The 25,995-nt window shown below is 63.4% G+C and carries 29 protein-coding genes and 1 pseudogene; 17 read left to right on the top strand and 13 right to left on the bottom strand.

What is annotated here, in order from left to right:
* Positions 1 to 32 precede the first annotated feature (32 nt).
* The 3 genes from G5S42_RS07740 to G5S42_RS07730 all read left to right on the top strand — a co-directional run bounded on the left by G5S42_RS07740 (position 33) and on the right by G5S42_RS07730 (position 2,214).
* Complete coding sequence (locus G5S42_RS07740) at positions 33 to 512, top strand: tautomerase family protein (protein ID WP_246391851.1); 480 nt, start codon at positions 33 to 35, stop codon at positions 510 to 512.
* Positions 513 to 885: 373 nt separating this feature from the next.
* The gene (locus G5S42_RS07735) at positions 886 to 1,905 is read left to right on the top strand and encodes a zinc-dependent alcohol dehydrogenase family protein (protein ID WP_176106238.1); all 1,020 of its coding nucleotides are present in this window, start codon (positions 886 to 888) and stop codon (positions 1,903 to 1,905) included.
* Between the two features lie 21 nt (positions 1,906 to 1,926).
* Complete coding sequence (locus tag G5S42_RS07730) at positions 1,927 to 2,214, top strand: hypothetical protein (protein ID WP_176106237.1); 288 nt, start codon at positions 1,927 to 1,929, stop codon at positions 2,212 to 2,214.
* Positions 2,215 to 2,383: 169 nt separating this feature from the next.
* On the opposite strand, the gene G5S42_RS07725 is transcribed toward G5S42_RS07730, so the two are convergent.
* The 8 genes and pseudogenes from G5S42_RS07725 to G5S42_RS07695 all read right to left on the bottom strand — a co-directional run bounded on the left by G5S42_RS07725 (position 2,384) and on the right by G5S42_RS07695 (position 8,048).
* Positions 2,384 to 2,611 carry a helix-turn-helix domain-containing protein gene (locus tag G5S42_RS07725; RefSeq protein WP_176106236.1) on the bottom strand — a complete coding sequence of 76 codons (228 nt, stop codon included), beginning with the start codon at positions 2,609 to 2,611 and terminating at the stop codon, positions 2,384 to 2,386.
* A gap of 25 nt (positions 2,612 to 2,636) precedes the next feature.
* Positions 2,637 to 2,801: pseudogene (locus G5S42_RS44145) on the bottom strand (IS5/IS1182 family transposase); the annotation flags it as partial.
* A gap of 19 nt (positions 2,802 to 2,820) precedes the next feature.
* Entirely contained in the window at positions 2,821 to 2,988 is a 168-nt protein-coding gene (locus G5S42_RS45705) for an Arm DNA-binding domain-containing protein (RefSeq protein WP_176106235.1), read from the bottom strand.
* 31 nt (positions 2,989 to 3,019) lie between these two features.
* The gene (locus G5S42_RS07715; protein WP_176106234.1) at positions 3,020 to 4,108 is read right to left on the bottom strand and encodes a fatty acid desaturase; all 1,089 of its coding nucleotides are present in this window, start codon (positions 4,106 to 4,108) and stop codon (positions 3,020 to 3,022) included.
* Positions 4,109 to 4,267: 159 nt separating this feature from the next.
* Positions 4,268 to 5,056 carry a CDP-diacylglycerol diphosphatase gene (locus G5S42_RS07710; RefSeq protein ID WP_176106233.1) on the bottom strand — a complete coding sequence of 263 codons (789 nt, stop codon included), beginning with the start codon at positions 5,054 to 5,056 and terminating at the stop codon, positions 4,268 to 4,270.
* A gap of 101 nt (positions 5,057 to 5,157) precedes the next feature.
* Complete coding sequence (iaaH, locus tag G5S42_RS07705; RefSeq protein ID WP_176106232.1) at positions 5,158 to 6,612, bottom strand: indoleacetamide hydrolase; 1,455 nt, start codon at positions 6,610 to 6,612, stop codon at positions 5,158 to 5,160.
* A gap of 191 nt (positions 6,613 to 6,803) precedes the next feature.
* The gene (locus G5S42_RS07700) at positions 6,804 to 7,019 is read right to left on the bottom strand and encodes a DUF6566 family protein (RefSeq protein WP_176106231.1); all 216 of its coding nucleotides are present in this window, start codon (positions 7,017 to 7,019) and stop codon (positions 6,804 to 6,806) included.
* A gap of 324 nt (positions 7,020 to 7,343) precedes the next feature.
* The gene (locus G5S42_RS07695; protein ID WP_176106230.1) at positions 7,344 to 8,048 is read right to left on the bottom strand and encodes an NADPH-dependent FMN reductase; all 705 of its coding nucleotides are present in this window, start codon (positions 8,046 to 8,048) and stop codon (positions 7,344 to 7,346) included.
* A gap of 497 nt (positions 8,049 to 8,545) precedes the next feature.
* On the opposite strand from G5S42_RS07695, the gene G5S42_RS07690 reads away from it, so the two are divergent.
* Positions 8,546 to 9,259 (top strand): J domain-containing protein, encoded by a 714-nt coding sequence (locus tag G5S42_RS07690; protein WP_176106229.1) that lies wholly within the window; start codon positions 8,546 to 8,548, stop codon positions 9,257 to 9,259.
* A 365-nt stretch (positions 9,260 to 9,624) separates the two neighbouring features.
* Complete coding sequence (locus G5S42_RS07685) at positions 9,625 to 10,263, top strand: arsenate reductase/protein-tyrosine-phosphatase family protein (protein WP_176106228.1); 639 nt, start codon at positions 9,625 to 9,627, stop codon at positions 10,261 to 10,263.
* Here the strand turns inward: G5S42_RS07685 and G5S42_RS07680 are convergent.
* Positions 10,260 to 10,598 (bottom strand): H-NS histone family protein, encoded by a 339-nt coding sequence (locus G5S42_RS07680; protein WP_176106227.1) that lies wholly within the window; start codon positions 10,596 to 10,598, stop codon positions 10,260 to 10,262. The genes G5S42_RS07685 and G5S42_RS07680 overlap by 4 nt on opposite strands.
* A gap of 789 nt (positions 10,599 to 11,387) precedes the next feature.
* Here G5S42_RS07680 and G5S42_RS07675 point away from each other — a divergent pair.
* Positions 11,388 to 11,696 carry a hypothetical protein gene (locus G5S42_RS07675; protein ID WP_176106226.1) on the top strand — a complete coding sequence of 103 codons (309 nt, stop codon included), beginning with the start codon at positions 11,388 to 11,390 and terminating at the stop codon, positions 11,694 to 11,696.
* 101 nt (positions 11,697 to 11,797) lie between these two features.
* Here the strand turns inward: G5S42_RS07675 and G5S42_RS07670 are convergent, their stop codons facing one another.
* Positions 11,798 to 12,076 (bottom strand): hypothetical protein, encoded by a 279-nt coding sequence (locus G5S42_RS07670; RefSeq protein ID WP_176106225.1) that lies wholly within the window; start codon positions 12,074 to 12,076, stop codon positions 11,798 to 11,800.
* 791 nt (positions 12,077 to 12,867) lie between these two features.
* Between G5S42_RS07670 and G5S42_RS07665 the strand changes: the two genes are divergently transcribed.
* The 5 genes from G5S42_RS07665 to lra1 all read left to right on the top strand — a co-directional run bounded on the left by G5S42_RS07665 (position 12,868) and on the right by lra1 (position 16,874).
* Positions 12,868 to 13,482, top strand: a complete 615-nt coding sequence (locus G5S42_RS07665) for a copper-binding protein (RefSeq protein ID WP_176106224.1) — start codon at positions 12,868 to 12,870, stop codon at positions 13,480 to 13,482.
* Positions 13,483 to 13,628: 146 nt separating this feature from the next.
* Positions 13,629 to 13,862 carry a hypothetical protein gene (locus G5S42_RS07660; RefSeq protein ID WP_018434370.1) on the top strand — a complete coding sequence of 78 codons (234 nt, stop codon included), beginning with the start codon at positions 13,629 to 13,631 and terminating at the stop codon, positions 13,860 to 13,862.
* A gap of 162 nt (positions 13,863 to 14,024) precedes the next feature.
* On the top strand, positions 14,025 to 14,777 hold the full coding sequence (locus G5S42_RS07655) for an SDR family NAD(P)-dependent oxidoreductase (RefSeq protein WP_176106223.1): 753 nt from the start codon (positions 14,025 to 14,027) through the stop codon (positions 14,775 to 14,777).
* 78 nt (positions 14,778 to 14,855) lie between these two features.
* Positions 14,856 to 16,034, top strand: coding sequence for an L-rhamnonate dehydratase (gene rhmD / locus G5S42_RS07650; RefSeq protein WP_176106222.1), 1,179 nt, complete (start codon positions 14,856 to 14,858; stop codon positions 16,032 to 16,034).
* 57 nt (positions 16,035 to 16,091) lie between these two features.
* Positions 16,092 to 16,874 carry an L-rhamnose 1-dehydrogenase Lra1 gene (gene lra1, locus G5S42_RS07645; RefSeq protein ID WP_176106221.1) on the top strand — a complete coding sequence of 261 codons (783 nt, stop codon included), beginning with the start codon at positions 16,092 to 16,094 and terminating at the stop codon, positions 16,872 to 16,874.
* A 19-nt stretch (positions 16,875 to 16,893) separates the two neighbouring features.
* Here the strand turns inward: lra1 and G5S42_RS07640 are convergent, their stop codons facing one another.
* Positions 16,894 to 17,889, bottom strand: coding sequence for a LysR family transcriptional regulator (locus G5S42_RS07640; RefSeq protein ID WP_176106220.1), 996 nt, complete (start codon positions 17,887 to 17,889; stop codon positions 16,894 to 16,896).
* Positions 17,890 to 18,010: 121 nt separating this feature from the next.
* On the opposite strand from G5S42_RS07640, the gene rhaM reads away from it, so the two are divergent.
* The 6 genes from rhaM to rhaS all read left to right on the top strand — a co-directional run bounded on the left by rhaM (position 18,011) and on the right by rhaS (position 23,968).
* Entirely contained in the window at positions 18,011 to 18,328 is a 318-nt protein-coding gene (gene rhaM / locus G5S42_RS07635) for an L-rhamnose mutarotase (RefSeq protein WP_176106219.1), read from the top strand.
* A gap of 8 nt (positions 18,329 to 18,336) precedes the next feature.
* Positions 18,337 to 19,230, top strand: coding sequence for an amidohydrolase family protein (locus G5S42_RS07630; protein WP_176106218.1), 894 nt, complete (start codon positions 18,337 to 18,339; stop codon positions 19,228 to 19,230).
* Between the two features lie 48 nt (positions 19,231 to 19,278).
* A complete protein-coding gene (locus tag G5S42_RS07625; RefSeq protein WP_176106217.1) occupies positions 19,279 to 20,808 on the top strand; it encodes a sugar ABC transporter ATP-binding protein in 1,530 nt (509 codons plus the stop codon).
* Entirely contained in the window at positions 20,805 to 21,860 is a 1,056-nt protein-coding gene (locus tag G5S42_RS07620; protein ID WP_176106216.1) for an ABC transporter permease, read from the top strand. The genes G5S42_RS07625 and G5S42_RS07620 overlap by 4 nt, the downstream gene beginning before the upstream one ends.
* Positions 21,853 to 22,878 (top strand): ABC transporter permease, encoded by a 1,026-nt coding sequence (locus tag G5S42_RS07615; protein ID WP_176106215.1) that lies wholly within the window; start codon positions 21,853 to 21,855, stop codon positions 22,876 to 22,878. Before G5S42_RS07620 ends, G5S42_RS07615 begins: the two co-directional genes overlap by 8 nt.
* A 79-nt stretch (positions 22,879 to 22,957) precedes the next feature.
* The gene (gene rhaS / locus G5S42_RS07610) at positions 22,958 to 23,968 is read left to right on the top strand and encodes a rhamnose ABC transporter substrate-binding protein (RefSeq protein ID WP_176106214.1); all 1,011 of its coding nucleotides are present in this window, start codon (positions 22,958 to 22,960) and stop codon (positions 23,966 to 23,968) included.
* A gap of 88 nt (positions 23,969 to 24,056) precedes the next feature.
* Here the strand turns inward: rhaS and G5S42_RS07605 are convergent, their stop codons facing one another.
* Together G5S42_RS07605 and G5S42_RS07600 are read right to left on the bottom strand one after the other, a co-directional pair.
* The gene (locus tag G5S42_RS07605; RefSeq protein WP_176106213.1) at positions 24,057 to 25,208 is read right to left on the bottom strand and encodes a CmpA/NrtA family ABC transporter substrate-binding protein; all 1,152 of its coding nucleotides are present in this window, start codon (positions 25,206 to 25,208) and stop codon (positions 24,057 to 24,059) included.
* 7 nt (positions 25,209 to 25,215) lie between these two features.
* Positions 25,216 to 25,791: an ANTAR domain-containing response regulator gene (locus G5S42_RS07600; protein WP_176106212.1), complete on the bottom strand. Its 576-nt coding sequence runs from the start codon at positions 25,789 to 25,791 to the stop codon at positions 25,216 to 25,218.
* Between the last annotated feature and the right edge of the window lie 204 nt (positions 25,792 to 25,995).

The raw sequence follows: 25,995 nt of genomic DNA, 5'->3' as shown, positions 1-25,995 counted from the left end.
GTCTGGTTCATCCTTTGTTTCAGGAGACCTGGATGCTCTGGCATAAGGAACGCGGCATCTATCGATGCATGGAGAGAAAAATGCCTTTGTGGAATATCTATCATCCCGTCGGTGCCTACACGGCAGAAGACAAGCAGGAGATGGCGAAGCGAATTGCCGACATTTACATCATCCCTCGCTTCTATGTCGGTGTACTGTTTCACGAACAGCCGAAAGACTCCTTCTTTATGGGGGGAGTGTCGCGGGACGATTTTGTCAGAATCCGATTAGATCAATTCGCCAGGCACATTGCCAAGGACCCCGTGTGGACTGAGTCGTGGTTGCGCAAGGCGAACGCTGCGATTGCGCCATTTGTCCAGGAGCGGGGCTATCACTACGAGTTGCACGTCGGCGAAACGCCGCGAGAACTGTGGTTGATCGATGGCATTCGACCACCTCGGCCTGACACGGAAGCTGAGAAGAAATGGAAGCTGGAAAACCGGGCGTCGCCATATGAGCCGAGCGAGGGTTGAGTGCATTAGTCAGATCTGGAACTAGCCGGGGCATGAACTCAATCGACTGCGGTGAAAGCCGGGCTTTCGCCGCAGTCTCTCTACAGGTATCGCTCGATACCAAAAGGGAGAATTGTTTGGGTGGCCCGAATTTTTCCATGGTCAAGCGGAGTGATTGTCGGACGGGCTCGATCCGGGCAGCGCGACAAACCGACCGCCACGCCTCCTATTGACCACCTCTTACTATTCGCCGAGGAAGTGCGGCCGTAGCAGTACGCGTAGCGATGTGGCGAGTCGGCGTCCGTCGTGAAAGTGTCTGGCACCCATCGTTGCCAAAGGGCGCGAGCCGTTGGGCATCGTACGTTCATACCTACGCAGGTGAAGGAGACAGTACATGAAGGCCCTGATATTCGAACGCAATGGGGAGCCGTCAGAAGTAGTTCACTGGCGTGATGCGCCCGATCCCACGCCCGGGCCGGGCGAAGTCCGCGTGAGGATGCTGCTGGCGCCCGTGCACCCGTCTGACCTGCACGTCATCCGTGGCCGTTTCGCCAGTCAGCGTCAGCCGGAACTGCCGGCTTCACCGGGATCCGAGGGCGTCGGCATCATCGACGCCGTGGGCAACGACGTGCCGCGCACGCGGATAGGAGAGCGTGTCGTCTTGCTGGACGTGCCCGGAACCTGGAGAGAGCAGGTTATTAGTCCGGCCGACCGTGCGATACCTGTACCGCAGGCGATCTCCGACGAGGACGCAGCACAGGCACTCATCAACCCGATGACGGCATGGGCGATGACGGTGAGCGAGCACCAGCTCGGGTGCGGCGACTGGCTTGTGCAGAGCGCGGCCGGCTCGACGGTCGGTCGGCTCGTCCTGCAGATCGCGAAAGCGCAGGGGTTCCGCACCATCAACCTCGTTCGCCGCGAAGAGCAGGTCGCGGAAATCAAGGCGCTTGGGGGTGACGTCGTGCTATGCACTGCGGACCAAAACTGGTCCGAGCAGTTGAAGACGGCCACTGGCGGCAATGGCATCGCGAAGGCGATCGACTGCGTCGCCGGCCGCACGGGCGCCGCGCTTGCGCGTCAATTGGCCCCGAATGGATGCATGCTCGTCTATGGAGCCTTGTCGTCGCATCGTCAGACCGACCCCGCAGCCTTTGAGATGCCGATTTTCGCCCCAGCGCTTGTCTACTCGTCTGCCGAGGTTCGCGGCTGGTTCATCTTTTCGTGGCTCGCACGCAAGGGGGCAAGTGAAGGCGGTCAGATGCTGCGCAGTCTGCTCGACGGTATAGCCCGGGGCACCTTGAAGCCGCCGGCAGCGCGCCGCTACCGACTCGACCGAGCGCACGAAGCCTTCGCTGCCGCCGAAAGCTCCGCACACGATGCCAAGCCGCTGCTAGCGTTCGCGGATCTCTAAGAAGCACTAGCACAATAAATTTTGAAGCTGTCGTCAGCAGATGACGCAGCAGGCGACGTTCATGAACGCCTCGTGGACCAATGCGAGTCGTTCGAAACTAGCGCGCCGTCGCGTGAAGGTGTGGAATCAGGCGAATGGGCGCTCAACAACGCATCGGATTTTGCCGGGGCCACTGCCATGCGGGTCGCGCCGGCGGGCGATTTTCGGGTGACGCTGCCGGCAGCTTGCGGTGGCTTGCGATATACCGCCCTTATCACCGGAAAGCCGCCCAACTTGCTTGAGCCAGTTGCGAGCTTGCCGGAGCGCTGAGAGCTAGCGCCTAGCGAGTGATGGACGCCCGGTTATTGGAGAGGCAAATCGCCCTCGCGAGACCAAAGTGTCCGCCTCGGCCAAGGTCGCCGCAGCCGCGGATGTGGCGATTCGCCTAAAGCGGCGTCCGTCATGGGATCCTTTGGGCAGCGCCAGCCCGCTACGCCTACTACTCACTGGCGACGGCCAACAGCCGGCTACGCAGCAGGGCGATTGTCCGTTCAACCTCTTTAGGTGTCAGTCTTTCCATGTAAGCCACCGCTAGAAGGGTCAGCGGATGGACGCCCAGCACGTCTGCCAGTTGCTCGATTTTTCCCAATGTTGGAGATTTCAGACCGCGCTCGACCGTGCTGATGTAAGTGCGGCTGGATACCAGTCCGAAATCTTCCTGTGTCACTTCAGCGGTCTGTCCTGCATCTCAGGTCCCGCGTACCTGACACGCTCTTTGCCGAACTGGGCGCAGAAATCAGTGTCGCGTCGAGTATCGAGCAGGCCTTCATGATCAGACCTTTCTCGCGGAGAATCTCGTTGACCAGAACCAGCATTTCTACCACCACTCCCCGGTCTTTAGGAAGGTGACGAAACCGAGGGTGGATGAAGTGAACGCTACTGCGCCTTAGGGTGGATGCCAGACGCGACCAGCTTGGCAGCAGCGTTGCGAAGTTGACGGGCGTCCGCTATCGATACATCGGGGAATCGGCCGAGAGTGTAACTGCAGTCCTTGCCATCCAACCGGTCGTCATATTTCCAGACTTTCGAGCCCGAGACCGACACCCGCAACTACATGGAATCGCGATCACGAAGTTTATAGGGCTTGCTCAGCGGTTTGGCGTTCTGCAGGAGCGGGTAGGTGAGCCTCATGGAGTTCTCCTTGGCGGACAACTACCATAAATTTTACCCGCAATTTACCCGCAAAACCGGCGGAAGCAGGCGGATTTCGTCGGCCTGAGTCGGACGTGCCGATCGCCACCGGATGCGCCACCGAAGCGAATCCATAGCGTCTGACCCATTCGCTGTAACCCTTAACCAGAAAGGCCCCGGAGCGTTCTATGTACTGCTGGCGGGACGTTTGATAGACCGTCCGCAGCGCGAACCACGGCACCTGAGGCAAGTCATGATGAACCAGATGATAGTTGTTGTTCAGAAACAGCAACCGCCAAAGCCATCCCGCTTCGTTGATGACCGTGCGATGCGCGGGCTCCTGCGCAATCCGATGCTCATGAAACGAACGCACCGATGCAAGCGCGAGCGAGCCGTACCCAGCACCGACGATAAACACCCACGCCGGTATCCCGCACATCTGCTGCAACCACACTGTGAGTGCAACCAGCGCGGCGAGATGCGCGAGCCATGCGGGTAGGTCGCGCCAATCGCCGTCGCGAATCTTGTCGAGTGCCTGCGCACCGGTCGCGGCAATCGCAAACGCCGGCCCGACCAGCAAGCGACCCGTCAACGTATTGCGGAAAACCAGCAACGCACGCATCGCGATGCCCGCACGTTGCCACTCCGCTGCGCTAACGAAATAGCTTTCCGGATCGCTGCCGGGCTCGGTCAAGCGCGCATCGTCGTGATGGCGCAGATGCGACTCGCGATATACGTGATATGGGAACCACACCGCGAGCGGCGCAAAACCGAGCAGCGCGTTGACGAATTGCGAGCGCGTCGGATGACCGTGCAGCAGCTCGTGCTGCAACGACATGAACCACGCGCCGAAAATGGCCAGCAGCGCGGCCGTCAGTGGCAGACCCAGCAGAGGCGCGTGCGCGGCGACGCCGAACCAGCCGCCGTAGATCGCGACGATCAGCGCCCATGTCGGCCATTGCGTGCGCCAGGTCCGGCTTGCGGCCAGACGGTCGATATCGTTGCGCTGGGTGTCGTCGAGATAGGTCGCCATCGTTGAATCGGTCCGAGTGCATATTCGAACCCGCGGCTGTAATTCGCAGGTCCAGACCGATCGTACGGGGCGACGCTGTGCGCCCGAACCATTTTATTGAGCAATGCATCTGCTCAATCGTGGAAAAGCGGGCGCGGATAGCGTGTATCCGGTAAGCGTTCAATGATCGTCAGCGAAGCGGCACGCGTGATCGAGCAGCCCTTCGGCCGTGCCGCTGCCGCCATCGATGTCGATACCGCTGTTGACGATCAGCCAGCCATCCCGAGCCGCCGATGGTCCCGCGCCGGTCACGAGGATGGTTTGCGTGGCCATCGTCGCCGGATCGGGATTGTCGCGCGCGACGATCCTGAACGGGTCGTTTGCGCCGCCCAGCGAGCTCACGCGCATGATCCTGTAGCGCTCGCCATCGAGCGTTGCCCAGCGCCATTCGCCGGGCGCGTCGTGAGCGTGACCGGCGAGCGCGGCGCTGACTTCACGCCGCATGCAATCGATGTGGATATGCAGCTGGTTTTGCGAGCGACGGTATTCGGAGTTGATTTCGAGGCCGAGCTGATCGTCGGGCATTTCGCGTTTGACCGCTTGCTGCACGAAATGGCGCGAATCCCACGCGTCGCTCCAGTAGTCTTTCGCATCGGGCGCGAGGATCAGCGGACTTTCGATGCCGGTGATGCGATCAGTCGGCATCAGCAGAAACTGCGAGCGGCCCACAATGTCCTTCAGGACGACATAGCGTTTGTCGAGATCGACGAGCGAGCATTGCCCCGGCGTGCCGGTGGCCTGCTGCGACGGCACGCAGCGGATGTCGACGATTTTCCACAGCGCGTTGGAATCGACCGTCGCGAGGCGCGCGCAGGCGCTGGCGGCGAGAGCGACCGTGAGCACGGCGGTCGAATGAACGATGCGGCGCGCGAGGCCGCGAGATGAGAGGGCGGTGGCGAGGTTCGTCATCGTCGCTAGGGTGGGTTCGGGCGGGGAAAGCGTTGGAATGCGGGCTGTAATGCGCAGGCATTAAAACACAAACCACATGGCGCCGACGTGAAACACGGGCTTCACAGTACCGGCGCCGGCAACGCTCCCAGTACCTGTTCGATCGCGACGCCGATGGCCAGCAGCCGCCTGTCCGAGCCGAGCGGTCCATCGAGTTCGAGGCCGACCGGCAGCCCGCTCGCGCTGATGCCCGCCGGCAGTGACAGCCCCGGAATGCCGGATGTGCTGGCCGGGTCGGTATTACGCAGGAACGCCTCCATCGTATCGATCGGCGGACCGCCGTCGATCGTGACCGTCGACGAGCCATTCAAATCGTCGATCGGCACCGCGACGAGCCGCGTCGTAGGAAACAGCAAAGCATCGAGACCGGCATTCGCGAACGTCGCCGCGACGTAGTTCTGCAGCCGCGGCCGCCAGTAATTGAGCGCCGCCGAATAGTGCGAGCCGAGCACGTCGGCGAGCACGTCGTCGTAGATCGCGCGCACGTCCGGGCTCGCGATGCGCACGGCCAGTTCGGCGACGGTCTGCACCGGCGCCTGATTCGCGACGAGCCACGCGCGCACGTCGTCGCGCGCTTCGTGAATGGCGAGCGGACCGCCGACCATGCCGTTCAGATGCTCCAACTCGGTCATCGCGACCGACACGAATGTGACACCCGCGGCTTCGAGCTTTTGCAGCGCTGCGCGCGCGACGTCTTCGACCTGTCGTTCGAGAGCGTCCCACAGCGGCGCGGGCAAGCCGATGCGCAAGCCTTCGAGCGCAATCGCAGGCAACGCGCCGTCGCCGGTGATCACGCCGTCGAGCAGCGCCAGATCAGCGACGCTGCGCGCCATCGGGCCCACGGTGTCGCGCGTATGGCTGATCGGCACGACCGCATTCGGGTCGTGATAGCGCCGCTCTGCGCCGCCGTTGCCGACCGAAGGACGAAAGCCCGCGGTGCCGGTCAGCGCGGCCGGGATGCGGGTCGAGCCGCCGGTGTCGGTGCCCAGTCCGGCGGGCGCGATGCGCGCGGCGATCGCCACCGCGGTGCCGCCCGACGAGCCGCCTGGCATCAGCGACGGATCGTACGGGTTACGCACCGGCCCCGCGTGCGCGGACAGGTTGGTGCTCGTGATGCCGAACGCGAGCTCGTGCATATTGGCCTTGCCGAGCACGATCGCACCCGCGTCGACGAGGCGTTGCACCGATGGCGCGTTGGTGTTCGGCACAAAGCCGGCGAGCGCGGGCGTGCCAGCCGTCGTCGGCAGGCCCGCGGTGTTGATGTTGTCCTTGACGACTATGGCGAGGCCGCAAAGCGGCAGTCGCGCCCGCTCCGCTGGCGTCAATGCGTCGATGCGCTGCGCGGCGGCGAGCGCGCCGTGGAAGTCGAGCGTGGTGAGCGCGTTCAGCTGAGTGAGCGCGGCGGCGCGCGCGAGCAGGGTGGCGACGTAGTCGGCGGCTTTGAGCCGGCCGGATTGCAGCGCCTCGACCGCTTGTGCCGCGCTGAGCGCGAGTTGTGCATCGACGGTCCATGTCATTACGGGCGTCTCCGTATCGATGGATGCGTCGCGGGCGGCGCGAGGTTCGACTGCATCCGTCGAAGAAGCGGACAGGTCACGCGGGCAGACAGCGAACGCAAGGGTTCAGCTATTCTGGCACATCCGCCTGAAAGCCGATGCCGGGCGATGCACAACGCGCGTCGCGCTCGCTGTCATCGATATCGATGCGCTTACCGGTGATTGTCGATCCACATGCGCCCCCAGTCGGACGCATAGGCGAGCGCATGCTCTTCGTCGAAGAAGTAGTCGAGCGCGTCGAACGAATAAGCTTTGCGCGTATTCTCGTCGCGCTGCTCGATCGTCAGATTGGCGGCGAATAATCCGTTGGGGAGCAGTTGCGTTGCCGCTTCGACCTCGTAGCCCTTGTAGCGGATGTGTGAGTTCATGATCTTGACTTGTCTGTGTGTCCGCGCGTGTCGTGCGGAATACCAATGCGTGCGGCGCGGCCCTGTCGTTGCCGAAGGTGTGTGAAGCGGCGGGCAGGGTCAAGCGTAGGGCGCGCTGCGCAGCGGGTGAACCAATCTTTCGTCGGAAGCAAATCAGCGCGGGGCGGGAGTGGTAAGCAGAAGCCCGGATCGGATCAAAGTCGCTGTGTTCGGTGACTCTATTCGCGCGGGGTCGCGATGTCTGTTATGTGGCGCACGGTCGCTCGGCGCAAAGCGTGGCGCCGTGCGCGATGGCGGCGGCGTCACGGTGCCCGGGAGAGTGTTTCAGACCGCGTGCAAGACGCGCGCGGAACGGCTGTCCGCGGCGATCGGGGTGGTGGTGCCTTGTGCGGATGCCCGGCTCGCGGCCGAATGGCTGGACGCGGTGGGTGCGCCGTGCGCACGCTGTGCATTGAACGCGAGCGCGAACTGCGCGGCTTGCTGGCCGACGGTCGAGAGTTGTTCGATCACTTTCGGATCGGAGCAGCTGTCGACGCTATCGAAGCGCGTCTCCAGCGTATTGATGCCGGCACCGAACGGCGTAGGCCAGCCACGCAGCGCATGCACGATCGAGCGCAGCGACGTCAGCACGGAGCCCGCCGCCTGCCAGCCGTAGGCGGTGACGATGCAGCCCACCGCGCGGCCATCCAGATACGGGCGCTCGTCGGCGCGCAATTCCTCGAGCGTGTCGAGCGCGTTTTTCACGAGCCCGGATACGCCGCCGTGATAGCCGGGTGTCGCGATGATCACCGCGTCCGCGCGACGCACAGCGTCGATCAGCTCGAGCTGTTCGGCGGTGCGGGCCGGCTGTTCCGGCGCGTAGTGCGGCAGGCTATGCAGGAAACTGCCGCCGAACAGGCGGGTTTGCGCGCCGGCGGCTTCGGCGCCGCGCAACGCGAAGGCCAGCGCGCGCTCGGTCGACGAGGCCGCGCGCGTCGTACCGCCAATACCGACGATGAGCGGCGGGCGGGAATGATCGGATCTGCTCAACGAAATGCTCCTTCGATTGCGGTTCACGCTGCGGTTGACGGCGCGGTCGATGCGGGACTCATGCAGCGTCAGCAACGCACGTGCACGGCCGTGAACGGACCGGCCGGAGCGAACCGGACTTTGAAGTGTCATCTTAATGAGCGAGCGCCGCGCGGCTAAGCGACTTTTTGTTCTAACGATATAACCATGCGGCCACAGCTCGCCGAGTCGCTCTGCAATGCACGTGAGCACGCGGCCGATAAGCATATGGCGAATCGTTGGTTGGGCGCGTGCGGGCAAGACCCTAAGATGGACTTGTCTCCTCCATAAATCTCCTTAGACATGGGACTCGGCCTCGCTACGCAAGTGGTGGGGCCTTTTTTTCTTGGGTCGCCGGCGGACGATGCGCCATTGCGGTAATGCCGATTGCATGCGCGTGCGTGGTACCCGCTTCACGATGACGCCGCTTTTTGCATGCTACGATGCCCGCAGTGATTTTCCGCGAGATCGAGCCCAGCATGGCAACCCTGTATGACACGCTCGGCGTGCCCGCGCACGCCACCGACGACGAAATCAAGCGGGCTTACCGCAAGGCCGCGATGAAGTGGCATCCGGATCGTAATCACGGTGCCGAGGACGTGGCGCGCGCGGCGTTCCAGGAAATCAAGGACGCGTACGCGATCCTGTCGGATGCCGAGCAGCGCAAGGTCTACGACACTGTCTACGCTGAGCAGATGCGCGAGTGGGAGGCGCAGCACACGCGTCGGCAACGCGCGCAGGCGAAGCGTGAGGCGGCGGCGCGCGCAGCCGACGAAGCCGCGTATGCGGAGATGGTGTCGATCGCGATCCGCTTCGCCGACCAGGGCCACAATCGCGACGTGCTGTTCGGCGTGCTGCTCGGACGGCAATGCGAACTCCAGCGCGCCGCGCAGATCGCCGACAGCGTCGCGGCGTTGCAGGCGGCGCGCCGTGACGAGGCGGACGCCTCGCAAAATGCCCAACGCGCAGGGAAGGCGGCGAAGGGCGCGGAAGCGGCGCAAGCTGAGGCGGCCGAGCCCGAACTGGCGAAAACCGCGCACGATACCGGCACGGCTTCAGAAACCGCTTCTCACGACACGCCGCATGTCAAACGCGCGAATCACGCGAAGCGCGACGAGACCGCGAGCGACATCCATCCGGCCGGCGCGCTCGGCAATCTGTGGTTCCAGTTCCTCAACAGCCTGAAATTCTGACGTGTCGCGACGACCCGGGTCGCCCGCGGCAACCTCATTCGAGGCAACGCCTGCCGCGTATACCCTTACCCCCAGGTCCGCGCGCTGGCGACCGCGACCGGACAAGCCGAGCGCGCCGAACCGCCGGTACGGCGGCAGCATCGCTTGATCTGGCAAATATTCAAAAAGGGTGCTGAAAGTGGGGGCAGGACACTGGTACACTGCCCATCGTTCGCAAAGTTGTGCTCTGTGCCCCGGACTCGAGATAGCTGGCGCGAATCCCGTGGCGCAAATAAAAAAGACGCAGTAGTGTCACGGGGGCGCAAGACTGGAGCGGCACAATTCCGCCCAGAGGCTAAATAAAAAAACATCGGTACGGGGTAAGCGTGTCCAGAAAATATAAGGTGTTGTTTCTCTGCCGCGATAATTCGATCCGCAGCATCATTGCAGAAGCTTTACTTCGCGAACTGGCGGGGCACCGGTTCGAGGCGTTCAGCGCGGGCCCTGAACCGGCGGCGCGCCTTCATCCACTTGCGGTCGCGCAATTGCAGCCCGGCATTTCGGGGCGCGCGGTGCTGAGCCCCAAAAGCTGGCTGGAATTCACCGGTGAATGGGCGCCGCGCATGGATATCGTGATCGCGCTCGACGAATTCGTCGGCGGACTGCATGCGCCGGTATTTCCCGGCACGCCCGCGTTCGTCTATTGGACCATTGCCGATCCGCTTGCGGGCGGCCACGGGTCCGCTGACGAGCACGCCCGTCTTTTCGACAAGACCTTCTGGCAGATCGTGCGGCAGGTCAGCGCGTTTATCGAACTGCCGCAATATGCGCAGCCTGCGTCGAATCACGCGAATCACGCGAATATCGCCGATCCGGCGAATGCCATCAATGCGGGGAATACGGTGAATGCCGCGAATACCGTGAATATGCCAGGCGGTGGCGCAAAACCGGTGCGTGGCACGGCGGTTCGTTTCGAATCCGCAGCCATGGTGTCCGCGCCTTCATGCGCGGCGGCCTGCACCTAGCGGTTATTCGGGCGCGCGAGCCGCGTGCCGGCGAACGGGTCATTCGACCAGTCCACCTGTTTTTTCGGTTGGGTTTTCGGTTGGGGTGCGGGCGCCGGCTTTGCGGCCAATTCGAAATGCTCAATGCTCTGGCCGGCACTAATGGCTTGCTTCAACCATTGCGGCATTTCGCCATTGCCATCCCAGCTGTCTCCGGTCGCATTGCGATAGCGCTCAGCTTTTTTGGCCAATGACTCGGTTGCCAGCGCCGCGGCGAGGTCTTCTGGCCTGATACCAAACTCTTCCATGCGATGGCGGAGATACGCAATCATGCTATCTCGCTTCCTTTCGTCCATAGGATATTTGTCCTTCTAAAACGTGCAGCGTACTGTCGAAGACAGATTGCGGGGAAAAAGCTGCGAAGCGTCGAGCCCGACTGAATGGGGCCGCCCCGCGGTGGGGTTGTCAATTGACGGAAATGCCATGTGCCGGGTTAAAAAACGTTGCTCCCCGAATTGCAGTACGGCTTCGGACGAAGTCGGCCGCTGGAACAACCGGCCCTCGAACTGAGAGTCTCGATCAGCAAATATTTCAGCATGTCGCAGCGCGGCGAACGAGGCCGGTAAGCCTGACGTTCGCGATGAAAAACTCTGAGTCTCGATGCAATGATTGCGAATGGATGGAGTCACTCCACGCTGTCCGTCTTTCACCGGACTTTCGTCGATGTGCGGGTTCGCTATTTTGTGCTTTGTAGCAACATCATAACGCAATGCGCGAGCAAAGCACGCTTAGTTCACGTTGAATTTATCAGTGAATGCGGTTTATCGAACGGTGCGGACGATCGGTCACTCTGCTGGAAGCTCCTGGATTGAATTCCGGGTGGCGCGACCTATAAAAGAAAGACGAAAAGCTGCGCAACGCAGACTTACAACCGCCTTATGCGCACCGATTCCGCCGACGCTCCGGGAAAGCGTCGAGCATCGGTTGCCAGCGCGGTAATTCTTCATCTGTTTAGTTCGGTGACCCGTCGCAGCAGTAGCGCATTGGCATCGACCCGTTCCTCGGCCCCATTGGGCAGGCTGGCTGTTCGCGGATCAATTCTTGTGGAGGACGAACACTGCTGCGCCGGATCGAGGAGTCCGGAAATGAGAGCACGTATATTGATGATTGCCGCGACCGCCGTCCTGTTTCTGGTACCGGGGAAAGCCGCCGCGGAGGAGCTGAGCGGCCAGGCGGACCCCGGCATGTCAGGTCGCGCGATGATGCAGTTCAATGCGAACGAATCGGCGCAGGCGACGACCGACATGTCCTACGGTCGGAGCTGGGACCCGCGCGAGCAGGGCGTGCGCAACGCGTCGTATGGCGGTGTTGCGGCGGGCGAGTCGCAAGCGGGTGGCCGGCGCAGCCAGTCCTGCTCGTTCAGCACTGAGTGCAAAACCTATTTCGGTCAATGACCGGTCCGCGAGCGGCAGCAGGGCGCGCCGGATGAGCGCGCCCGCAGTGGGGCGCCGCGCGCCGCCACAGTGCATGCGCTTCACCGCAAGCGCATGCCATTTCACGAGAATGCCAATTCCCGCGGAACATCAGCGCTGCGCTCGCCGAGGCGCGCGACGATATCGTCGACGCCGGGTGCCGTGGCGCGGTTTTCCGCCGGATCGTAGTAACCGCGGAACACTTCCAGCAGAGCGCGCCATGACCCATGCCAGCGCGTTTCGCGTAGACAGACGCCGGTCGGATCGGCAATACGCAATACGCCGTTGTCCGGATAGAAAGTGAGCGTGACGAGACGGCCGTCGATGACGCAGGCGGCGGTGCAGGGGCGAGTCGTGACCATGTGTGTGGTGTCCTTTCGATATTCCAATGTTTGTGCGTTAAACGCCGACGCGAGCTACAGCAAACGCTGTGCCTGCGATGCCACATGACTGTGACCTCGACGGCAAAATTCGCTCGATCGATCCGGCCGTGTTGCGCAGTATTCCAATGATTGACGACAATTTTTTGTATTCGTCGCGAAGTGATGCGCAATAGCGTCAGTGTCATCCATTAAGGGTTTATGCTGAGTCGTTCGCCGATTGCCAATTCGTCCACAGTCGAAACAACGACCATCATATTTTTATGGCAAATGAATCGCCACTCGTCATAAAAGATTTGACGCAGCAAGCCCGATTAATCCGGAATTGCGATGCGCGATCCCTTATCTTGCCATTCCTTTACCCGTTTGCTAGCATCCCCGAGACAGTTTGAAACAGTCATAACGTAGGGCAATTTCCGGCCCCACTTACATTGGGTCGCCCGGTGGTCCATCTCGTTGCGAGGCACCTGTTATGGCTAGCTCTCAACCCCTGCGCTGATGCTTCGCGAACGCGTGCGCAAAGCCGCGCGGGCTCTTTGGCGCGCGGTCACCCGCTACCACGCGCTTTTCACGCGCAGTTTTGCGAGACAAATCGGCGCATCAGAAAACGAACCGTTATTGGTTTCAAAAAGTGCGTACCCTGTCTGATAAAAGCGATTAATAGTGCGCTTTCCTTTTTATTCGGAGCGACCGCAGTTGCCGCTGCTGCGCGTAGTACGCGATCTGCGACAAACCATTTGCCGTAACAACGACGCAATCAATAGGAGCAGTTCATGGCTTCCAATACAACGGGCTCCGGGCTCATGCGGGCGAAGGCGATCACGGTTGCGTTAGCGGTTTTGGTTGCGGCGGCGGGTTCGGCGTTCGCGCAGGACAACGCGGCGTCCGCGCCGGAACAGCGGGCAATCGGCGCCGCCGCGCTGCTGCACGTTCAGGCGCGCGTCGTCGCGATCGATCCCGCGACGAACAGCGTGACGCTGCGCGGCCCCCACGGCGGCGACGAAACCTTCGACGTGAATCCGCAAGCCGCCGACATCAGCAAACTGCATATCGGCGACATGGTGACGATTGCGTACAAAAAGGCGCTATTGGTCGGCGTCGACAAACTCGCGCCGAGCGGAATTCGCCAGCGCATCGATACCGAAGTCACGCAGCCCGCGGCCAACGGTGTGGTTGCATCGGCGCGGCGCGTCGAAGTCGTGGCGACAGTGCGCAAGATCGATCGCAAGCAGCGCACGATCACGCTGCGCGGGCCGTCGCGCACCGAAACGCTCGACGTGGCGCCGGATATTCCGCTCGAAAGACTGAAGGTCGGCGATTCGGTGCGCGCGGTGTTCGTGTCGGCTATCGCGGCGTCGGTGTCGCGCAACGGCGCGGACGTCAAATAACGGCGCTCGGGAAGGCTTAAATAAACTACGCTGAAGCGTATCGAGGCGCGCGGAGTCGAACCGCAACCGGGGGTTCGATGGCGCGCGCCGGCCATCGCGGCTCGGGTTTCACCAGGGTCATCGCGTCGCGCGCGAAGGAGCGGGGAATGGAACAGAGCGAAACGGAAACCACTGCCGAATCGGAGCGCAAAAGGCTCGTCCGCAGCAAGATCCACGTGGGCCTCGCGGCGGTCGGCACGTTGTCGTCGGTGTTCGGGATCGGCATAGCGATCATCGGCGGCATCAACTTCGACCGGACCAAGGTGCTGGTCGGTGTCGGCATCATCGTCGTGTCGACCATTCTGTATGTGTCGATGCTTTTCGTCGCTGCCGATGACTAGCATCTTCGCTTCCCATTAGCGCTCGATCCCGCTGCCGATTCACTTTTGCTATCGCCCCCTCCGATAGTCGAATTGTTGGTGCATCGCACCGCCCGTATATTGACTGCAGCGATATACAACAACTCGACGGCGCGCCGCACGGCGGCCCACAGGAGCACAGCAATGAATCGGATCGATCTGGAGGGGCGCGCGGTCGTTATCACCGGCGGCGCGCGCGGCATCGGCTACGCGGTCGCGCAGCGGGCGTTGCAGTCGGGCGCGTCGGTGGCGTTGTGGGACGTTGATAGCGAACGCCTCGCGCGCAGCCAGCGCGAGCTGAGCGAACTCGGCAAGGTCAGCGCCGTCACGGTCGAGCTGACCGACGAAGCCGCGGTCCAGCAAGCCACCGCGCAAACGGTCGCCGAGCACCGCTCGATCGACGTGCTGATCAACTGCGCGGGCATCACCGGCGGCAACGGCACGACATGGGAGCTCGAGCCGGACCTGTGGCGCCGCGTGATCGACGTGAATCTGATCGGCCCGTACCTGACCTGCCGCGCGGTCGTGCCGCAGATGCTGAAGCAGGGCTATGGCCGCATCGTCAATATCGCGTCGGTGGCGGGCAAGGAGGGCAATCCGAATGCTTCGCACTACAGCGCGTCGAAAGCGGGCTTGATCGGGCTCACCAAGTCGCTCGGCAAGGAACTCGCGACCAGAAACATCCTCGTCAATGCGGTCACGCCGGCCGCGGCCAAGACCGAGATCTTCGATTCGATGTCGCAGCAGCACATCGACTACATGCTGTCGAAGATTCCGATGAACCGTTTCCTGCTGCCGGAAGAAGCGGCGTCGCTGATCCTGTGGCTGTCTTCCGAAGACTGCGCGTTCAGCACCGGCTCGGTGTTTGATCTGTCCGGCGGCCGCGCCACTTATTAATCGCGCTGCTCGAGCATTGCACACGCGTCGAACGCGCGTTGTCGAGCCGCTTCGACGCCTCTCTCACGGAGCCCTTTCATGGCCATGCCTACCATCCGGCACGTGCGTGCCTTCATCGTTCGCGGCGGCGGCGCGGACTATCACGACCAGGCCGGCGGGCACTGGATCGACGATCACATCGCGACGCCGATGGCGCGTTATCCCGAGTACCGTCAGAGCCGCCAGTCATTCGGCATCAACGTACTCGGCACGCTGGTCGTCGAGATCGAGGCGAGCGACGGCACCGTGGGCTTCGCGGTGACGACCGGCGGCGAGATCGGCGCCTTCATCGTCGAGAAGCATCTCGCGCGTTTTCTCGAAGGGCAGCTCGTCACCGACATCGAGAAGATGTGGGATCAGATGTACTTCGCGACGCTGTACTACGGGCGCAAGGGCGTCGTGCTCAATACGATTTCCGGCGTCGATCTCGCGCTGTGGGATCTGCTCGCGAAGGTTCGCAAGGAGCCCGTGTATCAACTATTGGGCGGCCCGGTGCGCGACGAGCTGGTGTTCTATGCGACCGGCGCGCGGCCCGATCTCGCGAAGGAGATGGGCTTCATCGGCGGCAAGCTGCCGTTGCAGCACGGTCCCGCGGAAGGCGAAGACGGACTCAGGCAGAACCTCGAGAAGCTCGCCGATATGCGTTCGCGCGTCGGCGACGACTTCTGGCTGATGTACGACTGCTGGATGAGCCTCGACGTGCGCTACGCGACGCGGCTCGCGCAAGGCGCGCACGAATACGGCCTCAAATGGCTCGAGGAATGTCTTCCTCCCGACGATTACTGGGGTTACGCCGAACTGCGCCGCAACGTGCCACGCGGCATGATGGTGTCGACCGGCGAGCACGAGGCGACGCGCTGGGGCTTCCGGATGCTGCTGGAGATGCAGTGCTGCGATCTGATCCAGCCCGACGTCGGCTGGTGCGGCGGCATCACTGAGCTAATCAAGATTTCCGCGCTCGCCGATGCGCACAACGTGATGGTGGTGCCGCACGGTTCGTCGGTGTACAGCTATCACTTCGTCGTCACGCGCCATAACTCGCCGTTCTCCGAGTTTCTGATGATGGCGCCGAAAGCCGACGAAGTCGTGCCGATGTTCAACCCGCTGCTGCTCGACGAGCCTGTGCCGGTGAACGGGCGCATGAAGGTGCCGGATACGCCGGGCTTTGGCGTGCGGCTCAATCCGGAATGCGCGCTGGTGCGGCCTTATCAGCATTGAACGAGTTGAATGCTTTGAACGTAGGCCGAACGGCGAACCCTGGCAAAGGAGACTAAGGTGCTGCTCAAGGACAAAGTCGTGATCGTCACCGGCGGCTCGCGCGGCATCGGACGCGCAATCGCGGTGGCCTGCGCCCGCGAAGGCGCGGACGTGGCGATCAACTACTGGGGTGACAACGACGCATCGTATGGCCGCCGCTCGGCGGTCGAGGAAGTGGTCGGCGAAATCGAGGCTTTGGGGCGGCGCGTGATCGCGGTGGAAGGCAACGTCGCGGCGCGCGATACCGGTCAGGAGCTGGTGCGCCGTACGGTCGACGCGTTCGGCAAGGTCGACGTGCTCGCGAGCAATGCCGGCATCTGTCCGTTCCACGCGTTTCTCGACATGCCGGCCGATGTGCTCGAATCGACGGTCGCGGTCAATCTGAACGGCGCGTTCTTCGTCACGCAAGCGGCCGCGCAGCAGATGAAAAAGCAGGGCACCGGTGGCGCGATCGTCGCGACGAGTTCGATCAGCGCGTTGGTGGGCGGCGGCATGCAGACGCATTACACGCCGACCAAGGCCGGCGTGCATTCGCTGATGCAGTCGTGCGCGATTGCGTTGGGGCCGTACGGCATCCGCTGCAACTCGGTGATGCCGGGCACGATCGCGACCGATCTGAACGCCGAAGATCTCGCCGACGAAGCAAAGAAGACCTACTTCGAGCAGCGCATTCCGCTCGGCCGCCTCGGGCATCCCGACGACGTCGCCGATTGCGTCGTGTTTCTCGCGTCGGACCGCGCGCGCTATGTGACGGGCGCTGCGCTGCTCGTCGACGGCGGCCTGTTCGTGAACCTGCAATAAGCGACGCGCGATGCGGGCGTCAATTGACCGTGGCGGGCGCAGTCAGCGTGCCGGGTGCGATGGCGGGATTGTCGCGCGCGAGGTTGCGCGAGAAGCTGCGCAGCAGATCGATCAAGCGCAGCGCCGGCTCGGCGAGCGGCTCTTCCTTGCGCGTCAGAATGCCGAAACCCGCGAGGCTCTTGCCGATTTCCAGCGGCAGCGCGACGAGCAGCCCGCCGCGCACATGATCGCGCACGACCGATTCCGGCAGCATCGCGACCGCATCGTAGTTTTCGAGCAATTGCAGCGTCGCGAAGATCGATGCGCATTCGGTCAGATTGACTGGCGTGGCGAGCCCCGCGCGCGCGAGTTCTTCCTCGAACAGCACGCGCGCCGGACTCGTGATCGGCTGCGCCACCCACGGCCACGCAACCAGTTCGCGCAACGTGATGCGCGTGCGCCGCGCGAGCGGATGCACGGCGCGCACGACCAGCAGCAGCGTTTCGCGCGCGAGCGGCTCGAAACTGAAGTCGTTGTGCTGCAAAGGATTGGTCAGGCGCCCCAGGGCGAGATCGACCTCGCGGCGATGCAGCAATTGCACGACCTGGTCGCTCGTTTCACCGAGGATGCGCACGTTGAGCAGCGGGCTTTCGGTCTTCAGCACGGCGACCGACATCGCCAGCAGATCGGGCGCGGCGCCCATGATCGCGCCGACGGTCAATTGCCCGTGACCGCCGCGGCGTTTGACATCGAGGTCTTCGGCGAAGCGTGTGAGTTCGGCAAGCGCGCGGCGCGCGTAAGCGAGCGTGACGACGCCGAGCGGCGTCGGCGTCATGCCGCGGGCGTTGCGCTCGAACAGCAGAAAGCCGAACGCTTCCTCGATATCGCCGAGCATGCGGCTCGCGCTCGGTTGCGCGACGTTGACGGCCTCGGCGGCATGATGCAGGTTGCGGGTGTCGTCGAGCGCGACGAGCAGGGCGAGATGCTTGAACTTGAGACGATTGACCAGTGCGACGGCGGCTGAATGTTGGCTCATGGTGCCAGTAGAGGTGCCCGTGCGATTCGGTTTATGGATCGCCCAATCCCAACAACGGATTGAGAGGCTATCGATGCAGGAATTATAGTCGTTCGAAGAAGTCGACAGGAGACAGGCCGCAATGGAGACGATCGCTTTCCGGATGGTACTGAACCCCGGCATGCGCGAAGAATACGAACGGCGTCATACGGAGATCTGGCCCGAGCTCGTTGACGCATTGCACAACGCCGGCGTGCGCGACTACCGCATTTTCTTCGACCCCGACACGCATCATCTTTTCGCGGTGCTTTCGCGCACCAGCGATCACACGATGGATCAGTTGCCGCAACTCGACGTGATGCGCAAATGGTGGGATTACATGGCCGACATCATGCAGACCGCGCCCGATCACACGCCGCTGTCGCAGACGCTCGAACCGGTCTTTCATCTCAGTCATTGAGGTGCCGCATGCAGGTTGTCGATTCGCATATCCATCTGTGGGATCTGAAAACGCATCGCTATCCGTGGCTGGAGAATCCGGGCGTGTCGTTCGTCGGCGATGCGCGGGAGCTGAAGCATGACTATCTGCTCGAGCATCTGCTCGGTGAAGCGGGCGACATCGACGTGCTGAAGCTCGTGCACGTCGAAGCGAATCACGATCCGGCCGATCCCGTCGAAGAAACGCGCTGGTTGCAGTCGATCGCGGATCGCGACGCGTCGCGCGGCATGCCGAATGCGATCGTCGCGGCTGTCGATCTGTCCGCGCAGAACGCACCGGCGTTGCTCGAAGCGCATGCGTCGTTCGCGAATACGCGTGGCATCCGGCAGATTCTCAACGTGCACGACAACAAGCTGTTCGATTACGTCGGCCGTCACTATATGCGCGAGCCGCAGTGGCGCGAGCATTTCGCATTGCTGCGCCGGTTCGATCTGTCGTTCGACCTGCAAATCTATCCGTCGCAGATGGAAGAGGCGGCCGCGCTCGCGCGTGCGCATGCGGACACGCTGTTGATCGTCAATCATGCGGGCATGTTCGTCGATCGCAATAGCGTGGCCGGTTATCGCGCGTGGCGCGATGGCATGCGCTTGCTGGCGGCCTGTCCGAACATCGCGGTGAAGATCAGCGGACTCGCGATGTTCGATCATCACTGGACCGTCGAAAGCCTGCGCCCGTATGTGCTCGAAACGATCGATACGTTCGGCGTCGAACGCGCGATGTTCGCGTCGAACTTTCCGGTCGACCGGCTGTTCGGTTCGTACACGGATTTGTGGCACGCGTATGCGTCGATCGTTGGCGATGCGAGCGAGGCTGAGAAAGACGCGCTGTTTCGGCGTAACGCGGAACGGTATTACCGGATTTGACGCGCCGCCGCGTCGAGCAGAACACAGCCGAAAAAAAGGAGACACGCAGTGCAGCCATCCCCATCCGCGGTGCCGCGACTCGAATTGCGGCACGCGAGCAAATCCTTCGGCCGGGTGCGCGCGCTGTCCGACGGCGACCTCGTGCTGTGGCCCGGCGAGGTGCATGCGCTGCTCGGCGAGAACGGCGCGGGCAAATCGACAGTCGTGAAAATTCTCGCCGGCGTGCATCAGCCCGAGGCCGGCGAATTGCTGGTGAACGGTGAGCCGCGCCGCTTCGCGACACCCGCCGAAGCCCGTGACGCCGGACTGGCGGTCATCTATCAGGAGCCGACGTTGTTCTTCGATCTGTCGATCGCGGAGAACATCTTCATGGGCCGGCAGCCGGTCGATCGCTTCGGCCGCATCCAGTACGACGCGATGCATCGCGAAGTGGACGGACTGCTTGCGTCGCTCGGCGTCGAACTGCGCGCGGATCAACTGGTGCGAGGTCTTTCGATTGCGGATCAGCAGGTGATCGAAATCGCCAAGGCGTTGTCGCTGAACGCGAGCGTGCTGATCATGGATGAACCGACGGCCGCGTTGTCGCTGCCCGAAGTCGAGCGGCTGTTCGCGATCGTGCGCAAGCTGCGCGAACGGGACGTCGCGATTCTGTTCATCACGCACCGGCTAGACGAAGTGTTCGCGCTGACGCAGCGCGTAACGATCATGCGCGACGGCGCGAAAGTGTTCGACGCACTGACCGCCGATCTGAGCACCGACGCGATCGTCGCAAAGATGGTCGGCCGCGATCTGGAAACGTTCTATCCGAAGGCCGATTGCACGCCTGGTGAAGTGCGTCTGTCGGTGCGCGGCTTGACGCGCATCGGCGTGTTCAAGGACGTCTCGTTCGACGTGCGCGCGGGCGAGATCGTCGCGCTCGCGGGTCTGGTCGGCGCGGGGCGCAGTGAGGTCGCGCGCGCGATCTTCGGTATCGATCCGCTCGATGCGGGCGAAGTGTGGCTGTGCGGCAAGCGGCTCGACACCGGTAAGCCCGCGGCCGCTGTGCGTGCCGGGCTCGCGCTGGTGCCGGAGGATCGTCGCCAGCAAGGCTTGGCGCTGGAACTGAGCATCGCGCGCAATGCGTCGATGACGGTGCTCGGCCGGCTCGTGCGGCATGGTCTCATTTCGACGCGCAGCGAAACGCAGCTCGCGAACAAATGGGGCACGCGGCTGCGCCTGAAAGCCGGCGATCCGAACGCGCCGGTCGGCACGCTGTCGGGCGGCAACCAGCAGAAGGTCGTGCTCGGCAAATGGCTCGCGACCGGCCCGAAAGTGCTGATCATCGACGAACCGACACGCGGCATCGACGTCGGCGCAAAAGCCGAGGTCTACAGCGCGCTGGCCGAACTCGTACGCGACGGCATGGCCGTGCTGATGATTTCGAGCGAGTTGCCCGAGGTGCTCGGCATGGCCGATCGCGTGCTCGTGATGCACGAAGGCCGCATCAGCGCGGAGATCGCGCGCGCCGACGCGAACGAGGAGCGGATCATGGGCGCCGCGCTCGGTCAGGGACTCTCACCATTGGGACGTGCAGCATGATGCGCCATTCGACCCATCCCGCGCCGGTCCAGCAATCGCTGCCGAAACGTTCGGCCGCTTCGTCGGGCGGTCTCGTCGCGAGCATCGCGAAGAGCCGCGAAACCACGTTGTTCGTCGTGCTGATCCTGCTGATCGCGGGGACCGGGCTTGCGAAGCCGCAGTTCCTGAACATGCAGAATCTGCGCGACGTGCTGCTGAACGTGTCGATCATCGGGCTGCTGACGGCGGGCATGACCGTCGTGATCCTGATGCGGCATATCGATCTGTCGGTCGGCTCGACGGTGGGTGTCAGCGCGTATGCGGTAGGGAGTTTGTACGTTGCGTTCCCGCATATGCCGGTGCTCGTCGCACTGGCCGCGGGACTCGCGATCGGGCTCGTCGCGGGCGGCATCAATGCGCTGCTCGTCGCGGTGGGGCGCGTGCCTTCGCTCGTCGCGACGCTGTCGACGCTGTACATCTTTCGCGGCGCCGATTACGCATGGGTGCACGGCGGCCAGATCAACGCGACCAGTCTGCCCGACGCGTACTCGCGGCTCGCGACCGGCACGCTGTTCGGTATTCCGACGCTCGCGCTGATCGCGGTCGTCGTGCTTGCCAGCCTGTCGGTGTATCTGAAGCAGTTTCGCGGCGGTCGCGAGCACTACGCGATCGGCTCGAATCCGGAGGCCGCGCGGCTCGCGGGCGTGAACGTCGAGCGTCGCGTGATGTCGGGCTTTTTGTTGTCCGGCGCGATTGCGGGCTTTGCGGGCGCGTTGTGGCTCGCGCGCTTCGGCACCGTCGATGCGAGCACCGCGAAGGGCATCGAATTGCAGGTCGTCGCGGCGGCGGTGGTCGGCAGCGTCGCGATCACGGGCGGCGTCGGCACGATCCTCGGCGCGACGCTCGGTGCGCTCGTGCTCGGCGTGATCAGCATCGCGCTGGTCGTGCTGCACGTGTCGCCGTTCTGGGAGCAGGCGATCCAGGGCGCGCTGATCGTCGCCGCGATCGCCGCCGATACGCTGCTGGCCCGCTCCGTCGCCAAACGCATGATGAGGAAACGCGATCATGGCTAAACCCGATTCCGCGCTGCTGACGCGCAAGCGCGAAACGCCGCTGCAATGGGAAGTATTGCTGGTGATCGTGCTGATCGTGTCGCTGGTGTTGGGGCGCTGGCTGTCGCCGGTGTTTCTGACCGGCGCGAACCTGAGCAACGTGTTCGCCGATCTGACCGAGATCGCGCTGATGGCGCTGCCGATGACGCTGATCATCGTCGCGGCCGAAATCGATCTGTCGGTCGCGTCGGTGCTGGGCGCATCGAGCGCGTTGATGGGCGTGCTGTGGCACATGGGTCTGCCGATGCCGGTCGTGATCGTGCTGGTCCTGATCGCCGGCGCGTTGGCGGGTCTGCTGAACGGCCTCGTGATCGTCAAGCTGAACCTGCCGTCGCTCGCGGTCACGATCGGTACGCTCGCGCTGTTTCGCGGTCTCGCGTATGTGCTGCTCGGCGATCAGGCAGTCGCGGATTTTCCGGCCGCGTATACGGCGTTCGGCATGAACACGCTTGGGCCCACGTTCATTCCGTTGCCGTTCGTGATCGTGATCGTCGCGGCCGTGCTGTTCACCGTGCTTTTGCAAGCCACCGCGTTCGGCCGCAGCCTCTATGCGATCGGCGCGAATCCGACCGCCGCCGCGTTCTCCGGTATCGAGGTCGCGAAGATCCGTTTGCGTCTGTTCGTGATGTCGGGTCTCGTCAGCGCGCTCGCGGGCATCGTCTATACGCTGCGCTTCACCAGTGCGCGCGGCGATAACGGCGAGGGCTTCGAGCTATCGGTGATCGCGGCGGTGCTATTCGGCGGCGTCAGCATCTTCGGCGGACGCGGCTCGATGGTCGGCGTGCTGTTGTCGCTGCTGATCATCGGCGTGCTGAAAAACGCGTTGACGCTCGACGACGTATCGAGCGAAACGCTGACCATCGTGACCGGCGTGCTGCTGCTCGCGTCGGTGCTGATTCCGAACCTCGTCGCGCGCTGGCGTGCGGCGCGCGACCGGCGTTTCATCGCGAAGTCCGCAGCAGCGTCTTCTTCATCCTAGTGGTCACCGTTCGTACGAAGCTCCCAAGGACCGATAACCCGGACCCCTCTCTGTCCAACAACAACGCAGGAGACACTTCATGTTCAAACCTCTACGTCACACCGGCATGGCCGCGCTATGCGCCGCGTTGCTCGCGATCAGCTGCGGCGGCGCGTTCGCCGCGGACCTGAAAAGCGGGTTGAAGATCGCGTTCTTGCCGAAGCAGATCAACAACCCCTATGAAGTGATCGCCGACGACGGCGGCCTCGCCGCGATCAGGGAGTTCGGCGGCGTGGGCAAGGCGGTGGGACCGTCGGATGCGGGAGCATCGTCGCAGGTGTCGTACATCAATACGCTGATCACGCAGCACCAGGACGCGATCGTGATTGCCGCGAACGATGCGAACGCGGTCGTGCCGTATCTGAAGAAAGCGATGGGGCAGGGCATCAAGGTCGTTACGTTCGACTCCGATACCGCGCCCGAAGGCCGCCAGTTGTTCGTCAATCAGGCGAACGCGGAGGGCATCGGCCGCGGTCAGGTGCAACTGGTCGCGAAGCTGATGGGCGGCGAGGGCGAGTTCGCGATCCTGTCGGCGACGCCGAACGCGACCAACCAGAACACGTGGATCAAGTGGATGGAGGAGGAACTGAAGAAACCGGAGTACTCGAAGATCAAGCTCGTCAAGATCGCTTACGGCAACGACGACGATCAGAAGTCCTTCGTCGAAACCCAGGGGCTGCTGCAGGCGTATCCGAACCTGAAGGCGATCGTCGCGCCGACGACGGTCGGCATCGCGGCGGCGGCGCGCTATATCTCGTCGTCGTCGAGCAAGGGCAAGGTGGCGGTGACGGGCCTCGGCACGCCGAACCAGATGCGCGCGTTCGTGAAGAACGGCACCGTGACCGCATTCCAGCTGTGGGATCCGAGCGAGCTCGGCTATCTGGCCGCGTACGCGGCGGCCTCGCTCGCGTCGGGCAAGATTTCGGGTAAGGAGGGCGAATCGTTCGATGCCGGCAAGCTCGGCAAGCGCACGATCGGCGCGCAAGGCGAAATCATTCTCGGACCGCCGACCACGTTCGATGCGAGCAATATCGACAAGTACAACTTTTGAGCTTCGGCGACGCCGACTGTCCACTTGACCGCCGTTGGCGGCGCGTGGGCAGTTAGCGCATCAGTACGAGCGTTCGCGTGCGGTCTGCTCAGCGGCGGATCGCGAAACGCTGTCCATACGCGGCGGGCGATGATCCGCTTCCCCATACCTCGCCATCGATCAATTCCCTTGTCACATCCTCGCCAGGCACCCGCACGTTCACGCGCGCGGCGGCCTCGCGATACAGCTGCGTCTGGTTGATGCGCTCGGCGATCGCTTCGTAATCGTCGCGCGCATCGATGATCCCCCAGCGCTCGAACTGCGTAAGGAACCACGCGCCTTCGATTGGATGCGGATAGTTGACCGCGCCGTCGTCGAAGAAACGCATCGGCAGGCGGCGCGGGTGCGCCGTGTCGACGTGGTCACCAAGGCGCGTCGCGATCAGCGATTCGTCGATACCGATGTAGTCGGACCGCGCAAGCCAGCGCGCGATCTCGTCGCGATGCCCGGCGCCGTCGAGCCAGCGGCACGCTTCGAGCACGGTCTGCACGAGCGCGCGCGTCGTGCGCGGATGCGCGTCGACGAAATCGCGTCGGCAGGCGAGCACTTTCTCCGGATGCTCGGGCCACACCTCGCTGGTATAAGCGATGGTTCTGCCGACGCCGTGCGCCTCGGCCATCGCATTCCACGGCTCGCCGACGCACAGACCGTCGAGCCGGTCTTCGGCGAGCGCCGCGACCATTTGCGGCGGCGGAATCGCGACGCTGTCAATGTCGCGCAATGGATCGACGCCTTGCGCCGCGAGCCAGTAGTACAGCCACATCGCGTGCGTGCCGGTCGGGAAGGTGTGCGCGAACACCGGCTTGCGGCCGAGCGTCGCGAGCGCCTCGCGCAAAGTCCCGTGCTTCGCGAGCGCCTCGGCGAGCCGATTCGACAGAGTGATCGCCTGGCCGTTGCGGTTCAGCACCATCAGCACGGCCATGTCGGTGCGCGGTCCGCCGAGGCCGAGCTGCACGCCATACACAAGCCCGTAAAGCGCGTGTGCGGCGTCGAGATCGCCCGACAGCAGCTTGTCGCGCACGGCGGCCCACGACGGCTGGCGGCACAGTTCGAGCGTGAGTCCGTGCGCATGGCCGAACTCGAGCAGCTTCGCGGCGATCAGCGGCGCCGCGTCGGACAACGCGACGAAGCCCAGCCGCAGATGGGTCTTTTCAGGCGGCTCGGCAGAGGCCGCCGCGGTGACGGAAGTGGCTGGATTCATGAGCGCATCATTTGAGCGAGCCGGCCGACGCGACGACCTCGCGCGCGACCTCGGCGAGTTTGACGCCCTGGTTCATCGCGCGTTTGCGCAGACTCGCGTAGGCGGCCGGTTCGGTGAGTTTCTGCTGATCCATCAGCAGGCGTTTCGCGCGATCGATCAGCTTGCGCTCGGCCAGTTCGTTTTCGGCCTGCGCCAGCCGCTCGCGCAATTGCGACTCCTGCGCGAAACGCGCTAGCGCGACTTCGAGAATCGGCGCGAGCCGCTCGGTCGCGAGGCCTTCGACCAGATACGCGGTGACGCCCGCGTTGACCGCTTCGCGGATCAGTTGCTGGTTCGCGTCGTGGCTGAACATCAGCACGGGGCGCGGCGCGGTCGCGTGCATCACGGCGAGTTGTTCGAGCGTATCGCGCGACGGCGACTCCGTATCGATGATGATCACGTCGGGTCGCTCGTCCTGCACCGCGCGATGCAGCGCCTGCGGCGTCGCGGTGCCGGCCAGCATTTCGCAGCCGAGACAGGCGAGCGCGTCGCGCAGATCGCCGATGGGTTTGTCGGTGTCGGTGACAAGGAGAACGCGCAGCATGGAGTCAGGGGAAGGGACATCTGACTACCGGTAAAGCAATGGATATGCCAGTCACCGCGCGACGGGGATTGGCGACGCGTGTGAACAGCGTTGCGCGTAAAAATACGCGGGCCGATTGGGATTTTCTTGCTGGCGATGGCTGCGAATCATCCGCGAACGAGGTGTGCGGCCACGTCGGTCGCGCTGCACCGGCAGGGGGCATGC

It is taken from the genome of Paraburkholderia youngii, from assembly GCF_013366925.1.
Classification (GTDB): domain Bacteria; phylum Pseudomonadota; class Gammaproteobacteria; order Burkholderiales; family Burkholderiaceae; genus Paraburkholderia; species Paraburkholderia youngii.
This window is presented reverse-complemented; position numbering and strand designations above follow the sequence as displayed.

Coding starts and splice junctions, on each gene's coding strand:
- G5S42_RS07740 (WP_246391851.1), top strand. CDS start 33: ATGCTCTGGCATAAGGAACGCGGCATCTATCGATGCATGGAGAGAAAA.
- G5S42_RS07735 (WP_176106238.1), top strand. CDS start 886: ATGAAGGCCCTGATATTCGAACGCAATGGGGAGCCGTCAGAAGTAGTT.
- G5S42_RS07715 (WP_176106234.1), bottom strand. CDS start 4,108: ATGGCGACCTATCTCGACGACACCCAGCGCAACGATATCGACCGTCTG.
- G5S42_RS07710 (WP_176106233.1), bottom strand. CDS start 5,056: ATGACGAACCTCGCCACCGCCCTCTCATCTCGCGGCCTCGCGCGCCGC.
- iaaH (WP_176106232.1), bottom strand. CDS start 6,612: ATGACATGGACCGTCGATGCACAACTCGCGCTCAGCGCGGCACAAGCG.
- G5S42_RS07700 (WP_176106231.1), bottom strand. CDS start 7,019: ATGAACTCACACATCCGCTACAAGGGCTACGAGGTCGAAGCGGCAACG.
- G5S42_RS07690 (WP_176106229.1), top strand. CDS start 8,546: ATGGCAACCCTGTATGACACGCTCGGCGTGCCCGCGCACGCCACCGAC.
- G5S42_RS07680 (WP_176106227.1), bottom strand. CDS start 10,598: ATGGACGAAAGGAAGCGAGATAGCATGATTGCGTATCTCCGCCATCGC.
- G5S42_RS07675 (WP_176106226.1), top strand. CDS start 11,388: ATGAGAGCACGTATATTGATGATTGCCGCGACCGCCGTCCTGTTTCTG.
- G5S42_RS07670 (WP_176106225.1), bottom strand. CDS start 12,076: ATGGTCACGACTCGCCCCTGCACCGCCGCCTGCGTCATCGACGGCCGT.
- G5S42_RS07665 (WP_176106224.1), top strand. CDS start 12,868: ATGGCTTCCAATACAACGGGCTCCGGGCTCATGCGGGCGAAGGCGATC.
- G5S42_RS07660 (WP_018434370.1), top strand. CDS start 13,629: ATGGAACAGAGCGAAACGGAAACCACTGCCGAATCGGAGCGCAAAAGG.
- G5S42_RS07655 (WP_176106223.1), top strand. CDS start 14,025: ATGAATCGGATCGATCTGGAGGGGCGCGCGGTCGTTATCACCGGCGGC.
- rhmD (WP_176106222.1), top strand. CDS start 14,856: ATGGCCATGCCTACCATCCGGCACGTGCGTGCCTTCATCGTTCGCGGC.
- G5S42_RS07640 (WP_176106220.1), bottom strand. CDS start 17,889: ATGAGCCAACATTCAGCCGCCGTCGCACTGGTCAATCGTCTCAAGTTC.
- rhaM (WP_176106219.1), top strand. CDS start 18,011: ATGGAGACGATCGCTTTCCGGATGGTACTGAACCCCGGCATGCGCGAA.
- G5S42_RS07630 (WP_176106218.1), top strand. CDS start 18,337: ATGCAGGTTGTCGATTCGCATATCCATCTGTGGGATCTGAAAACGCAT.
- G5S42_RS07620 (WP_176106216.1), top strand. CDS start 20,805: ATGATGCGCCATTCGACCCATCCCGCGCCGGTCCAGCAATCGCTGCCG.
- G5S42_RS07615 (WP_176106215.1), top strand. CDS start 21,853: ATGGCTAAACCCGATTCCGCGCTGCTGACGCGCAAGCGCGAAACGCCG.
- rhaS (WP_176106214.1), top strand. CDS start 22,958: ATGTTCAAACCTCTACGTCACACCGGCATGGCCGCGCTATGCGCCGCG.
- G5S42_RS07605 (WP_176106213.1), bottom strand. CDS start 25,208: ATGAATCCAGCCACTTCCGTCACCGCGGCGGCCTCTGCCGAGCCGCCT.
- G5S42_RS07600 (WP_176106212.1), bottom strand. CDS start 25,791: ATGCTGCGCGTTCTCCTTGTCACCGACACCGACAAACCCATCGGCGAT.